Origin of the sequence: Auritidibacter ignavus, from assembly GCF_003703835.1 — a bacterium.
In the GTDB taxonomy this organism is placed as follows: domain Bacteria; phylum Actinomycetota; class Actinomycetes; order Actinomycetales; family Micrococcaceae; genus Auritidibacter; species Auritidibacter ignavus.
On sequence record NZ_RDQR01000006.1, the window covers coordinates 31,790 to 45,235 of the forward strand.

13 protein-coding genes are annotated in these 13,446 nt (G+C 54.4%); 8 read left to right on the top strand and 5 right to left on the bottom strand.

Going from position 1 to position 13,446, the window contains the following annotated elements; all coding sequences use genetic code 11:
- Nucleotides 1–10 precede the first annotated feature (10 nt).
- The 5 genes from gyrB to dnaA all read right to left on the bottom strand — a co-directional run bounded on the left by gyrB (nucleotide 11) and on the right by dnaA (nucleotide 7,507).
- On the bottom strand, nucleotides 11–2,182 hold the full coding sequence (gyrB, locus tag DYI20_RS04720; protein WP_122548962.1) for a DNA topoisomerase (ATP-hydrolyzing) subunit B: 2,172 nt from the start codon (nucleotides 2,180–2,182) through the stop codon (nucleotides 11–13).
- Nucleotides 2,183–2,362: 180 nt separating this feature from the next.
- The gene (locus tag DYI20_RS04725; protein ID WP_244924655.1) at nucleotides 2,363–2,959 is read right to left on the bottom strand and encodes a DciA family protein; all 597 of its coding nucleotides are present in this window, start codon (nucleotides 2,957–2,959) and stop codon (nucleotides 2,363–2,365) included.
- On the bottom strand, nucleotides 2,960–4,141 hold the full coding sequence (gene recF / locus DYI20_RS04730; RefSeq protein ID WP_110100924.1) for a DNA replication/repair protein RecF: 1,182 nt from the start codon (nucleotides 4,139–4,141) through the stop codon (nucleotides 2,960–2,962).
- Nucleotides 4,141–5,271: a DNA polymerase III subunit beta gene (gene dnaN / locus DYI20_RS04735; protein ID WP_122549004.1), complete on the bottom strand. Its 1,131-nt coding sequence runs from the start codon at nucleotides 5,269–5,271 to the stop codon at nucleotides 4,141–4,143. Before dnaN ends, recF begins: the two co-directional genes overlap by 1 nt.
- A 697-nt stretch (nucleotides 5,272–5,968) precedes the next feature.
- A complete protein-coding gene (gene dnaA, locus DYI20_RS04740; protein ID WP_122548963.1) occupies nucleotides 5,969–7,507 on the bottom strand; it encodes a chromosomal replication initiator protein DnaA in 1,539 nt (512 codons plus the stop codon).
- 431 nt (nucleotides 7,508–7,938) lie between these two features.
- Between dnaA and rpmH the strand changes: the two genes are divergently transcribed.
- From rpmH to DYI20_RS04780, 8 genes are all read left to right on the top strand, one after another.
- Complete coding sequence (gene rpmH / locus DYI20_RS04745) at nucleotides 7,939–8,076, top strand: 50S ribosomal protein L34 (protein ID WP_110100922.1); 138 nt, start codon at nucleotides 7,939–7,941, stop codon at nucleotides 8,074–8,076.
- A gap of 54 nt (nucleotides 8,077–8,130) precedes the next feature.
- Complete coding sequence (gene rnpA, locus DYI20_RS04750; RefSeq protein ID WP_208392264.1) at nucleotides 8,131–8,544, top strand: ribonuclease P protein component; 414 nt, start codon at nucleotides 8,131–8,133, stop codon at nucleotides 8,542–8,544.
- Between the two features lie 3 nt (nucleotides 8,545–8,547).
- A complete protein-coding gene (gene yidD, locus DYI20_RS04755) occupies nucleotides 8,548–8,925 on the top strand; it encodes a membrane protein insertion efficiency factor YidD (protein WP_110100920.1) in 378 nt (125 codons plus the stop codon).
- Between the two features lie 5 nt (nucleotides 8,926–8,930).
- Nucleotides 8,931–9,893 carry a membrane protein insertase YidC gene (gene yidC, locus DYI20_RS04760; RefSeq protein ID WP_110100919.1) on the top strand — a complete coding sequence of 321 codons (963 nt, stop codon included), beginning with the start codon at nucleotides 8,931–8,933 and terminating at the stop codon, nucleotides 9,891–9,893.
- Nucleotides 9,890–10,453: a Jag family protein gene (locus DYI20_RS04765; protein WP_122548964.1), complete on the top strand. Its 564-nt coding sequence runs from the start codon at nucleotides 9,890–9,892 to the stop codon at nucleotides 10,451–10,453. Before yidC ends, DYI20_RS04765 begins: the two co-directional genes overlap by 4 nt.
- A gap of 16 nt (nucleotides 10,454–10,469) precedes the next feature.
- Entirely contained in the window at nucleotides 10,470–11,174 is a 705-nt protein-coding gene (gene rsmG, locus DYI20_RS04770) for a 16S rRNA (guanine(527)-N(7))-methyltransferase RsmG (protein WP_122548965.1), read from the top strand.
- A gap of 43 nt (nucleotides 11,175–11,217) precedes the next feature.
- Entirely contained in the window at nucleotides 11,218–12,147 is a 930-nt protein-coding gene (locus DYI20_RS04775; RefSeq protein WP_110110665.1) for a ParA family protein, read from the top strand.
- 485 nt (nucleotides 12,148–12,632) lie between these two features.
- Nucleotides 12,633–13,412, top strand: coding sequence for a ParB/RepB/Spo0J family partition protein (locus DYI20_RS04780; RefSeq protein ID WP_243857761.1), 780 nt, complete (start codon nucleotides 12,633–12,635; stop codon nucleotides 13,410–13,412).
- The last annotated feature ends 34 nt before the right edge of the window (nucleotides 13,413–13,446 follow it).

Here is a 13,446-nt window from a genome sequence, read left to right on the forward strand (position 1 = left end):
CGATCTCTGATTAGATATCGAGGAACCGGACATCCTTGGCGTTTTGTTGAATGAAGTTTCGACGAGATTCCACATCCTCGCCCATCAGCATCGAGAAGACCTGATCGGCTGCGGCAGCGTCATCCATGGTGACCTGTAGCAACGTGCGGTTCTGCGGATCCATAGTGGTTTCCCACAGTTCCTGGTAGTCCATCTCTCCCAGCCCCTTATACCGCTGGATGCCGTTCTCCTTAGGCAGCCGCCAGTTCTTCGCCAAACCGGCTTCCAACCGGTCATCACGTTCTGCATCGGAGAACACGTAGTCGTGGGGCTGATTCGACCACTTAATCCGGTACAGCGGGGGTTGGGCCAAGAACACATGACCGCGTTCGATCAGCGGGCGCATGTAACGGAAGAGCAGGGTCAACAGCAAGGTGGTGATGTGCTGACCGTCCACATCCGCATCCGCCATCAACACAATCTTGTGATAGCGCAACTTCTCGATATCGAATTCTTCACCGATACCGGTACCGAATGCGGTAATCATGGCCTGAACTTCCGCGTTCGATAATGCTCGATCTAGCCGGGCCCGTTCTACGTTCAGGATCTTGCCACGCAGAGGCAGTATGGCCTGGGTAATCGGATTGCGACCCTGCTTGGCCGAACCACCCGCAGAGTCACCCTCGACAATGTAAATCTCGCACTCTTCGGGACTCTTTGAGGAGCAGTCCGAGAGCTTACCGGGCATGCCGAAGGATTCCAGCGGAGACTTCCGCCGGGCTTGATCCCGAGCTTTGCGGGCTGCCAACCGGGCCTGGGAGGCCAGGATGGCTTTGCGAATAATCTCTTTGGCCGGCGCGGGGTTGCGGTCTAACCAGTCGGTCAGTTCGGAGGTGATCACACCCTGGACGAAACCGCGGGCCTCGGAGTTGCCGAGCTTGGTCTTGGTCTGGCCTTCAAACTGTGGCTCGGAAAGTTTCACTGAAATAACTGCGGTGAGTCCCTCACGGATATCGTCACCGGTGAGGTTATCGTCTTTATCCCGCAACAATCCGTTGTCTCGAGCGTAACGGTTGATCAAACCGGTCAAGGCCGCGCGGAAGCCTTCTTCGTGGGTACCACCCTCGTGGGTGTTAATGGTGTTGGCGTAGGTGTAGACCGATTCAGAAAAAGCAGTGGTCCACTGCATGGCCACTTCCACAGCCATCTGGCGATTTTCGTCCTCGGATTCGAAGGCGATAATGTCCTCGTGCACCGTTTCGGTGCGCTTGAGTGAGTTGAGGTGCTGCACATAGTCGAGCAGGCCATCTTCGTAGTAGTAGCTCACCGAACGCTGTGAGGGGGTGTCTTCGGTTTGACCTTGCTCGGCCAATCCGGCTTCATCGGGCTGATCTTGCGCAGCACTGGCGCCGACGATCTCATCAGACTGGACCTCATTGGAATCCAGATTGCGCTCATCGGTCAGGGTAATCCGTAGGCCCTTATTCAAAAACGCCATCTGCTGGAAGCGGGCGCGCAACGTCTCAAAATCGAACTCGACGGTTTCGAAGATCTCCGGGTCCGGATAAAAGGTCTGGGTGGTGCCGGTCTGCTCCGTTTCTTCCCCGCGTTCCAGTTGCTGATCGGTGTGACCGCCGTTGTGGAAACTAATTCGCCACACATAACCCTGGCGACAGATCTCGGTATAGACCCTGGTGGACAGTGCATTCACCACGGAGACACCCACACCATGCAAACCACCAGAGACCGCATATCCGCCGCCACCAAACTTGCCACCGGCGTGCAGGATGGTCATGACCACTTCAACCGTCGGCTTGCCCTCAGTGGGATGCAGATCGACCGGAATACCGCGGCCATTATCAGAGACCCGCAGGCCACCATCGGCCTGAATGGCCACGTCGATGGTGTCGCAGTATCCTGCCAGGGCTTCATCGACCGCATTGTCGACGACCTCGTAGACCAAATGATGCAGACCCCGGGAAGTGGTGGATCCGATATACATACCGGGCCGTTTACGAACGGCTTCCAAACCTTCCAGGACGGTAATGTCTCCGGCGTCATAACTGTGATCCACTTTGGATAGTCCAGCTGAGTCCGGTTGGTCTGGTTGAGACAGGGTCTCTGGCTGTTCATCGGCCACGGTCGACAGGGGCTCCTCGATCGGAAAATAGGACTTTTGGCAACGATAACTCGCCGCGCACATCCCGTTATTCTACGCCATCAAGTCCGATCCACGGAAAAAATCGGGCCCTCAGTGGAGAAAACATGCCCAAATCGTGACATAACGGCCGCTTCGGCGTCATGGTAGAGCTTCTTCTGAACAGCATCTCGACCTCGCTGGTGCTAGCCCGGCAAATCCGCGTTGAGCGAGATCGTGGGTGGGTTATCCGTAGGTGTCGCGCGGACCTCGACCGCGCACCACCCGCGGGCCTTTACGCCAGCTGGGGGCAGCGGGTCCGTTAATGGTGATCTCTCGTACCACCTCACGACCCAGAGCCGTATTGATCCGTTGCAGGATCTGGGCAGACATCAATCGCAATTGAGTGGCCCAGCTGGTGGTCGAACACCGTACCACCAGCACCGCGTGCTCGAAACTTTCAATCTGACAGTGTTCAGCCACCTGTGGTCCGACCAGGTCCTCCCACCGTCCCAAGACCGATCCGACCGCGACCGGTTCTTTCCAACCCCGGTCAGCGACCAGACCCCCGAAAAGCTCATCAAGGGATTTCACTTTCGGTAAGGGCGAGGTGAATTGATTATCAACGTCAGCGGCAGCTCGCCGGCGCACAGATGGGGCCCGTCGTGTTCCCCGGCGCGAAGAACCTCGCCGCCACCGGTGCAGGTTCGGGTCGGGGTCGCCTGGGGTATATCCGGCTTGGGAGACGGTGCGACGTACTCGTTGTAGGGCGGCAAATGCCGCGTCAATTCTGTCGTGGTCCACCCCGCAGATCGCATCGAGTTCATCTGCTGCCATCATCATCTAGTCCTCTGGCCCGTTGGTCTCAGTAGTGGGCACCTGGGAGATCCCGTGATCGCAGCGCACCGGGAACCGCGGACCGTGAAGTGTGTGCGGCACATCCTCGGCCACCGCAGCGGTGACGATCACTTGATCAGCCTTGGTGGCGATCTGGGCTAATTTGTCACGCCGTTGGGCATCGAGTTCGGCGAACACATCGTCGAGAATCAAGATGGGTCGGTCCTGGTCACCGGGCCGATCCTCGGCGAGCACCTGATAGCTGGCCAGTCGCAAACCAAGCGCAAAAGACCATGTTTCCCCGTGGGACGCATAGCCTTTGGCCGGGGCAGGTCCCAGCGTGAACTGCACGTCATCACGGTGAGGCCCCACCAAGGTCAGTCCGCGATCTTGTTCCTGATCATGAACGGCCTGCAACTCCTGAAGCATCGCTTCAGCCAGAGCAGTTTCGTCCGGGACCACCGGGTGTTGCCCGGTAGCTAATCCCACGGTGGATTCGTAACTGAAACCGGCATCTTTCATACCCGGTGCTAGGGCTTGATAGGCGGTCTGCAGAGGCTGAGCCAAGAGCTTCAAGACGTGTAACCGTCCCCAGAGAATTCTGGCGCCGGCCTGGGCAAGATATTCGTCAAAAACGTGACGGGTGCTTTCTTCATCGGCACCCCATCGGCGGGATTTTTTTGCGGACTTATACAGGGCATTGCGCTGTTTTAACACACGCTCGTAGTCCCGCCGGGCATCGGCCATGACTGGTCGAAGCTGCACCGTGAGGTCGTCAAGAAAATTCCGACGCACCGAAGGATCTCCGTTAATAAGGTGCAAATCTTCCGGAGCAAATAAGACGCACCGCACTAAACCCAAACCCTGCTTGGCCGGTTGCGGTGCTCCACGGTTGATGGACACCCGATTGGATTTGCCAGGATTGATCTCCAGGTCGATACCGACAGCACGTTGATCGTGGTGAATGCGGCCTCGGATATGGGCTTGGTCTGCGCCAAAGCGAATCAGCGGTCCATCGTGTGACACCCGATGCGAATGATGGGTAGCTAAATAATTTATCGCCTCGGCGATGTTGGTCTTGCCGACCCCGTTGTATCCCACCAGGACATTGGTACCTGGTTCGAAAGTCAGGTCCAGTTGCTGATAGGACCGAAAGTTTGTCAGTGAGAAAGCCGAAATGTAGACCATCAGTCAGCGATGCGAATCGGCATGACCAGATAGCGGAAGTCCTGGAGTTCCGCTCCTTCGGGTTCACTCTGACCGGTCAGCAATGCAGGTTTAGGAGCGGTGGTGAAGGCAAAGTGGGAGTAATCGGCATTGACGACGTTGAGTCCCTCAAGCAAGTAGGTGGGGTTGAAGGCCACCGTGATGTCGTCTCCCAACAGTCGGCACGGCACCGATTCATTCGCCGAGGCATCATCTCCTGCCCCGGCGTCAAGGTAAACCTCGTTACCGGTGAACGCCAAACGCAACGGAGTATTGCGTTCCGCGACCAAGGCCACGCGCTTGACCGCATCAATTAAGGGCGTTGATTCCACCACTGCGTGGATCGGACTGGACTCGGGAAACAGGGCCCGAATCTTCGGGTAATCACCATCAACCAACAGGCTGGTGGCACGACGGCCACCGGACGAGAACCCGAGGATCTCGGTTCCTGAGTCGCTCTGATTGAGTCGCAACGACAGTTCGCCACCACCACCCAAGGACTTGGCAACCTCGGACAGTGTGCGAGCTTTAACCAACACGGAGGTCGACGTCGCCGGATCGGTTGGTGTCCAGGTGATTTCTTTCATGGCCAATCGGTACCGGTCGGTGGCCAGAAACGTCATCTGATCCCCGTCGATCTCAATCTTCACCGCAGCCAGGACCGGCAGAGTGTCATCTTTAGAGGCTGCCGCGGTGACCTGGTGAACTGCTTGAGCGAACGTGTCACCGTCGACCGTTCCCGAAATGTCAGGTAGCTCAGGCAAAGTCGGGTACTCACTGACCGGCATCGTCGCCAGGGCAAATCGCGAATTCCGACACGTCAGAACAACTTTGGAGCCATCGAGCTCGACGGTGACGGGTGCATGAGGAAGAGATTTGACGATGTCATTGAGCAATTTGCCGGAAACCAGAATTTGTCCCGGCTCTTCGATATCGGCTTCGACTTCCAGTTGTGCGGAGGTTTCATAATCGAAGCTCGCGATGGACACGAGTTGATCTTCGGCTGTGATCAACAATCCCGACAGTACAGGTACTGGTGGGCGAGGGGACAAAGAACGGGCAGCCCACGATACAGCGTCGGTGAGGACGTCACGCTCGATAGTGAACTTCAGGCTCGGGCTGCCACTACTGGCCGAGTCTGTAGAGAACTTCTCTAGACTGAACGTCACGCTGCTCTGCCTCTCATGATCGGGTCTATCGCACGCCTAAATGGCGTGACTACGAGCTCAATAATGACAGAAATGAGCTCATGAGTCATTGCAAGCTTAGCGGATTGTGAGTTTTCATGTGATCCGCTGTGAACAGCTTCTCGGTTCCTCTTCTGTCGTCGAAGCAAACGCGAAGTGTCTGGAAGGTTGTTGTTCTGTAGATGGGGATTTTTAAGGGTAAGTGGTGTTAATAAGTCCTGTGGATAATGTGGATAAGCGGTTGCTCAGCGCTCATTTTGCGGTTGAATTTGTGGAGGGTCGCGTGGAGTGTGCTCGTGTGGGCTGGGGATTGTCGTGGAGTTTCTCGGCGTGGCTGTTCAGCAGATTCACAGGGAAGAGGGGGTGTATCCAAAGGGTTTTGGTATTTCTCCCCGTTTTATCCCCAGAGTTATCCACACCTGTTTATGGGGGTTGAATGTTGTGTGTGGATAAGTTGTGGATATACCTGGACGATTGTGGATATATGGTCTCCAGCTTTGGACAAATCTCCGTATTTGGCGGGTTTAACGGTGTGGACCAACATTCAAGTTGAACTTGAGGTGAATAAAAGAAAATCTTCAAGCTGAGAGTGACTTGAATATCACAGGGGTATCTCTAGCGATTAGTTGTGCTTATTACGTGCTGCCTGTTTGATGAGGTTGGTTAGCTCCATGACTTGGTTATAGATCGTGCGACGTTCACCCATCAGGTCACGAATCTTTCGGTACGCGTGCATCACGGTGGTGTGGTCTCGTCCGCCAAGCTCTGCACCGATGCGTGGTAGGGACATCTCCGTTAGCTCACGGAGTAGGTACATCGAGATCTGCCGGGCATTGACCAATTTTTTGGTTCGAGATTTCGATTGCAACTCTTCGAGTGTGAAACCGAAGTACTTCATGGTCTCGTCAAGGATCAATCCAGACGTAATCTCCTGGGAATCGGCATCAGGGATCAAGTCCTTGAGAACATGCTCAGCCAGAGAATAGTCAATCGGCTGACGATTCAACGAAGCGTAGGCAGCAACGCGAATAAGTGCGCCTTCCAGCTCGCGAATATTCGTAGAGATCCGTGAAGCGATGTACTCCAGGGCATCTGTGGGGACATAGAGACCGTCAGATTCCGCCTTCTTATTCAGAATCGCGATACGAGTTTCTAGATCTGGCGGTTGAATATCTGTGGTGAGACCCCATTCGAAGCGGGACCGTAGTCGTTCTTCGAAACCCGAAAGTTGCTTTGGTGGTAGATCAGAGGTAATTACCACTTGCTTATTGTTGTTGTACAGAGCATTGAAGGTGTGAAAGAACTCTTCAACCGTGGCTTCTTTATTGGCCATGAACTGAATGTCATCGATCAGCAAGATGTCGACGTTTCGATAGATCTGCTTAAAGCTGGCACCCTCATCATGACGAATGGAGTTAATAAAGTCGTTCGTAAATTCTTCGGAGTTTACGTACCGGACTCGCAGACCGCGATAAAGCTCTTGGGCGTAGTGACCGATGGCGTGTAGCAGGTGAGTTTTACCCAGCCCAGACTCTCCGTAAACGAACAGCGGGTTATAGGCCTTCGCCGGGGCTTCAGCCACCGCATTGGCTGCCGCGTGCGCAAATCGATTGGATGAGCCTGTGACAAATGACTCGAAGTGGTATCGAGGATTCAACCGGGTACGTTCTTCTGAGTCTGCCGGGGTTGCATCAATTGTTTCAGGTTCGGGACTAGGAGCCGGGTTCGTTCTGGCGCTCAGTACCGTGGTGGGGTTCGAGTAATCCTGGTCATGACGTGGTCGAATCGAGTCCTTTGTCGCAAACCGTCGCGCAGAGTTATCAACGTAGTTATCCACAGCGTGAGGCCGGTCATAGGAAGGTTCGGAGGAGCGAACTGGTTCCGCGGTGACAGGTTGCAGACTTGCATCAATCGAGAAGGCGCAACGGAGATCAGTTTGAAAGACCTTGTGCAGGGCCTGGCTCAGAGTAGCCTGTAATTGGCCCTCAAGAACTTGTCGAGTGAGTTCATTTGGCACGGTGAGAAGAAGTGTGTTCCCAATCAGCCCTTGAGGCACTGCCAGATCCAAAAACCCCATTTGACGTGCACTGACTTGTCCTGTGTCTTTGATCTCTTGGACAACGTGACGCCACGAACTTGTGATTGAGTCATCTGGAACCACGAGACTCTCCTCTTCACAACCGCTGTGGTCGTGATGTTAGTGACCTATCGTAACTGCTGTTGTGGACTGTCCAGTTCAGGCCGTGAGACCGCCCTGGTCCCATGACCACGAGGGGGTCTGAACATGAACAGGACAACTGGTCGTGCCAACGACCAGTGGTAATAGCCTAGCGTGATCACGCGGGAAATGAGAGTTATGCACAGTGTTATTCACAGCATGTGCGAAGGTTGTTGAGAAAGTGTATCCTCGTGGATTTGACGCATCGATCGGAAAGTAACTATTCTTGACAGGTCTGTGTTCGTGCTACCGCGTAGCGTAGTGCGCTATTCAAAGACCAATGACCTTGAACTGACACCGAGTTCATTAACGCCTGGTGGATGACTGACGTCCTGGGTGTACGGTGCAAGACCATATAGCTTGGAGAATTAACCATGAGTAAGCGGACTTTTCAGCCGAATAACCGCCGTCGCGCCCGCAAGCACGGTTTCCGTGCTCGGATGCGGACCCGGGCCGGTCGTGCAGTGCTTTCAGCACGCCGGGCCAAGGGCCGGGCGCGCGTTTCTGCCTAACTATTTTGATCCTTTAGCGCAGTACCTGCCGGTCGTGATCGCGTGTTGCCACGAATGAACCGGATCAGAAAGGGCAAGGACTTTTCACGGACAATTCGTTCCGGCACCCGCGCTGGGGGCCGGAACATTGTCGTATCTGTGGCTTTTCAGCAACAGAGTGAGAATCCTGAAGGTCTTAGCCCAACGCGGGTGGGATTCATCACCTCAAAGGCAGTGGGCAATGCGGTTACGCGCAAAACCGTACAACGACGCTTGCGTGCTGCTGTAGCCAGTCTTTTCCAAGAGGACCACTTCCCCGTGGGAGATCATTCTTCACCTGCGCAAGATGTTGTGATTCGTGCTCTGCCTCGGTCAGCTCAGGTTGACTATCATGAGTTAAGGTCCGATGTGGCTGGCCAATGGCTACACGCGATGAAGAAAATGGCCCAGCGTGACAGAACAAGCATGACAGAAATGGCAGAAGACTAAGGTATGCCCGTTGAATCGCCCTACATCACGTTAAGCCCGAGAAAGCAGTGGGGTCGGTTTCGTGCCCTGCCTTCTGATGCTGTTGCCTCGGTGCTTATAGCGTACCGGGCTGTGATCTCGCCACTGTATGGTCAAGTGTGCCGATTCTTTCCGAGTTGTTCGGCCTATACACTCGAAGCTGTCTATCGACACGGTGCCATTAAAGGAATGGGCTTAGGCATGTGGCGAATTCTTCGTTGCCACCCGTGGCAGTCTGGTGGAGTTGATCCGGTTCCGCCAAGTCATAGAGTTTGGCCAGAGGGTAAATTGCCCAAGATCATTAGACTGAATCACCCGCAAGTACCGGAAGAACCCGGCTCACACACAGCAGAGGAAAACTGAACGCCATGGGCTTTTTCGATGTCATACTGTTTCCCTTCAAATGGGTTGTCTCCTGGATTCTGAGTATTTTTCACAGTTTCTTGAGCTTTTTGGGCTTGGGCTATGATTCCGGTTGGACCTGGACGCTAGCGATTGTGCTCTTGGTGATCACCATCCGCACCTTGCTCTTGCCCCTTTTCGTGCGCCAGATCAAATCCCAGCGTGCCATGCAGGCGATGCAGCCTGAAATTAAGAAACTCCAGCAGAAGTACAAAGGGAAGAAAGACCAGCTGTCGCGTCAGGCGATGGCTATGGAGCAGCAGGCGCTGTTCAAGGAACATGGGACCAGTCCATTCTCAGCCTGTCTGCCCATGCTTGTTCAGATGCCATTCTTCTTCGCGCTATATCAGGTACTTAACGGGGCATCTCATGCAGCGGCAAACGGCGAGAACATCGCGGCCTTGAGCCATGAGGAAATCTCCTCATTTGCCAGATCGAGCATCTTCGGCGCACAAATGCAGGACACCTTCCTGGGATCGACCGGTGAGAACCTCGACTGGTCGGTCATCATCGTGGCTGCGGTGATGATTGTCTTGATGTCTTCGTCGATGTTCTATATGCAACGGATGCTGATGAGCAAGAACATGACTGAGGCAGCGATGACCGGCCCCTTTGCGCAGTCGCAGAAGCTGATGCTGTACGTTTTGCCTTTGGTGTTCGCCATCGGTGGCATCAACTTTCCTATTGGCGTTTTGGTCTACTGGACCGCAACAAACTTCTGGGCGGTTGGCCAGCAGTTCTACATTATTCGTCGGAACCCGGCCCCTGGCTCGCAGGCGGAACGGGAGCTAAATGAACGCCGTGTGGCAAAGGGTCTTGAACCCATTGGTAAAGCAGCTGAGGAAGCGCGGGCTAAGGCCGAAGCGAAAGCAAATAAGCCGAAAGGCCAGCGCCAGCAACCTGTGAGAAAGAGTAGAAAGAAACGATGACTACTACTGAAGAACTCAATAACGCCGTCGATCCTGACGATACTCTTGATGAGCAGAGGGTCGAAGCCCAACAGACTGAAGAGTCGGTCTCGACGATCGAAGAAGAGGGCGATCGCGCTGCCGATTATATTGAAGAGCTTCTTGACATTGCCGATCTTGACGGAGACATCGATATTGAGGTGCGAAATGGCCGCACCTACGTTTCTGTCGTCACCGACGGTGAAGATGACGGGTTACAGGGCTTGATTGGTGCCAAAGGCAAAGTCCTTGAAGCACTCCAGGAACTGACAAGACTGTCGGTCTTGTCGTCGACCGGCCAACGATCTCGACTCGTGTTGGATATTGCCGGGCATCGACAGCAACGCGAGGTTGAGCTTCGCTCACTGGCTGAAGACGCGATTGCTGAGATTAAGGACGGCGAAAAGGACGAAGTACACCTGAAGTCGATGTCACCCTATGAGCGCAAGATCATTCACGACGTCGTGGCTGAAGCGGGCCTAGTCAGCGCATCCCAGGGGCAAGGCTCACGCCGCCACGTGGTCATTTCTGCCGACAACTGATGAAGGATGGATCCCTATGGCCGAGGATCAGCATCATGGGCAGGTCGATTACGACACCGCCTTAGCCATCAGCCGATTGAGTGAACAACCGCAATGGATTCAAGGTGCTGTGCGGGAGATTTATGGCAAGGCGGGCGAGGTTGCCCAGCGTTATGTGAATCATCTGGTGACGACGGGTGTTGAACGGGGCCTTTTGGGCCCACGCGAAATCCCGATTATGTGGGAACGTCACGTGTTAAATTGCGCCGTTGCGCAGACATTGTTTCCTTCGGGCGCACTGGTGGCCGATGTTGGATCAGGAGCCGGTTTACCCGGTATTGCCTTAGCCATAGCCCGACCCGACGTTCAGTTTGTGCTTGTTGAACCATTAGAGCGACGGGTGCTGTGGTTAGAGGACGTGATCGGGGACCTAAGTTTGCATAATGTAGATGTGGTGCGTGCCCGGGCTGAACAGGTGGTAGATACCCTCGACGTTGATGTCGTGACTGCACGAGCCGTGTCTGCCTTGAAATCACTCATCCCATTAACTGCGCCGCTTTTGCACGGAGACGGTGAACTTCTAGCGCTCAAGGGACGTAGTGCTGCGGAGGAAATTTCGAAGGCACAGAAAGTACTTCGCACGCATCGGGCCAAGGACGTGGCAGTCCTGACCTGCGGGGATGACCTGCTTGAGATTCCCACGACCGTTGTCAGGGTAACGTTTGGGGATAGACTGGGGTAGTCAATAGAGTCGCCGTCATGGCATCGGAGTGTGAAAAGCGCGTATGAGCAATAACGATTCCTCAACGGCTGCCGAGTCGCAATCCTCGGCTACGCCGCTGGCTGCTGAGATCGCATCCGAGGCGAAACGACGGCAACGTTTGGACTCCAAGAAGATTCCGAAGCCCGGGCGCACACGTATTCTGACTGTGTCCAATCAAAAGGGCGGCGTTGGAAAGACAACCACCACGGTGAATCTTGCCTCCGCATTGGCACGTGGCGGTATGAACGTCATGGTGATTGATGTGGACCCCCAGGGCAACGCGTCAACTGCTCTGAACGTGGAGCATTCACAGGGTACCGACTCCATCTACGATGTTCTTATTAATGACTTTGAGCTGCACGAAGTGGTTCAACAAAACCCAGAAACGGATTCCTTGATCGTAGCCCCGGCCAGCATCGATCTGGCTGGTGCGGAGATCGAACTAGTGTCATTGGTCGCGCGAGAGCATCGGCTGGCTAGAGCGCTAGCGCGGTATCTCAAATACCGGAAGAAAAAAGACTTGCCACGGCTTGACTACATCTTCATCGATTGTCCTCCTAGTTTGGGATTGTTGACTGTCAACGCTTTGGTGGCAGCGAAGGAAGTTTTGATCCCTATCCAAAGCGAGTATTACGCCCTTGAGGGTCTATCCCAACTGACCAAGAACATTCAAATGATTCAAAAGCATTTGAACGAAGAACTCGAAGTATCAACTATTATGTTGACTATGTACGATGGTCGCACCAATTTGGCGATTCAGGTCGCGGAAGAGGTTCGCGAGTTTTTCCCGGATCAGGTGCTTGATGCTGTGATTCCGCGTAATGTTCGGATATCCGAGGCACCCAGTTTTCAGCAGTCTGTGATGACTTATGATCCTGCTTCGTCAGGTGCTTTGAGTTATCGAGAGGCTGCTCTCGAGATTGCTGAACGTGGACGTAAGCAAGGTCGTTAGTATCGCGTTATCTTGTTGTTTGCCTCGTGCCGAGGCTCCTTCTCTGTGGCGTGTACGCCGTTTCACGTGGAACGGGTACCATATAAGGGGAGGTTATCGTGAGTACAAAGAAGAATAAACGCGGTCTTGGTCGGGGTCTGGGCGCTCTTATCCAACCCGAGGTGGGGCCAGTTAATGCTGAAGACAGCACGGAGAATGTGTCTCAACCGGCAGAGAAAGGGTCCGAGGGGGCTAGCCAAGGCGCTCCTGCTGGTGGTACCAATGCTCAAGCGGGGAACTCTGGTGTAGCAGCCGGTACCCGGTCTCGTCCCTCAGACCTCTTCTTTGAAACATCTAGAGAGCAGGGTCAGGATCAACGCAGAGATCGATATCGTCGTCCATCGATGCCAAATCCTCTAGCGGCACACCGGGAGACTTCAGGGAGTCAGAGGACGGGTTCGCTGGACGGCGAACAGAGCGTTCCTGTATCAGATAGTCGCCTAGTTTTGCTTGACCTAGAGCAAATCACACCGAATAGACAGCAGCCACGCCAGGAGTTTGACGAAGATGAGCTTCAAGAGCTGGTCGCATCGATTCGTGAAGTGGGCGTGCTACAACCAATTGTTGTGCGTGAAATTGGTGAGAGCACGTATGAGTTAATCATGGGCGAACGTCGCTTCCGTGCTTCCCGCTTTGCGGGGTTGTCGTCTATTCCTGCGGTTATCAGGGATGCAAGTGATGACCGTATGCTCGTGGAAGCGCTCGTAGAGAACATTCATCGTAGCGACCTAAATCCACTGGAAGAGGCTGCAGCCTATGAGCAACTGTTGAAAGACTTTGGGTGGTCTCAAGAGCAACTGTCGAAGAATATCGGAAAGTCGCGTCCAGCAATTTCCAACAGTCTTAGGCTGATGCAGTTACCGGCGTCAGTACAGTCTAAGGTGGCGGCCCGGGTCCTGTCTTCGGGTCATGCGCGCGCTCTATTGGGTGCTGAAGATCCAGCTGTGATGGAAACAATTGCTGACCGCGTGGTTTCTGAGGGGTTGTCTGTTCGGGCCACCGAGGAGCTCGTGAGTCTCTATCGTTCTCGTAAGCCTCATGCTCGTCGAAGCGTTTCACGTGGAACACAGACATTCGATGATCTCGCTGCTATGTTCTCTGACGAATTGGATACGACAGTAGACATTCGGTTAGGTGCTAAGAAGGGCCGGATCTCCATCGATTTCGCCTCGGTAGAAGACCTGAACAGGATCATGGCGCTGATCCAGCCTTCACAACGTCAATAGCCGAAGAGTTTTTGCGAGGCCTGACCCGTAAGGT

What these genes read in the sequence shown, in the direction of transcription:
- DYI20_RS04725 (WP_244924655.1), bottom strand. Translation starts at nt 2,959, where the DNA reads ATGATGATGGCAGCAGATGAACTCGATGCGATCTGCGGGGTGGACCAC.
- DYI20_RS04775 (WP_110110665.1), top strand. Translation starts at nt 11,218, where the DNA reads ATGAGCAATAACGATTCCTCAACGGCTGCCGAGTCGCAATCCTCGGCT.
- gyrB (WP_122548962.1), bottom strand. Translation starts at nt 2,182, where the DNA reads ATGTGCGCGGCGAGTTATCGTTGCCAAAAGTCCTATTTTCCGATCGAG.
- yidD (WP_110100920.1), top strand. Translation starts at nt 8,548, where the DNA reads ATGCCCGTTGAATCGCCCTACATCACGTTAAGCCCGAGAAAGCAGTGG.
- recF (WP_110100924.1), bottom strand. Translation starts at nt 4,141, where the DNA reads ATGGTCTACATTTCGGCTTTCTCACTGACAAACTTTCGGTCCTATCAG.
- rpmH (WP_110100922.1), top strand. Translation starts at nt 7,939, where the DNA reads ATGAGTAAGCGGACTTTTCAGCCGAATAACCGCCGTCGCGCCCGCAAG.
- rnpA (WP_208392264.1), top strand. Translation starts at nt 8,131, where the DNA reads ATGAACCGGATCAGAAAGGGCAAGGACTTTTCACGGACAATTCGTTCC.
- yidC (WP_110100919.1), top strand. Translation starts at nt 8,931, where the DNA reads ATGGGCTTTTTCGATGTCATACTGTTTCCCTTCAAATGGGTTGTCTCC.
- DYI20_RS04765 (WP_122548964.1), top strand. Translation starts at nt 9,890, where the DNA reads ATGACTACTACTGAAGAACTCAATAACGCCGTCGATCCTGACGATACT.
- rsmG (WP_122548965.1), top strand. Translation starts at nt 10,470, where the DNA reads ATGGCCGAGGATCAGCATCATGGGCAGGTCGATTACGACACCGCCTTA.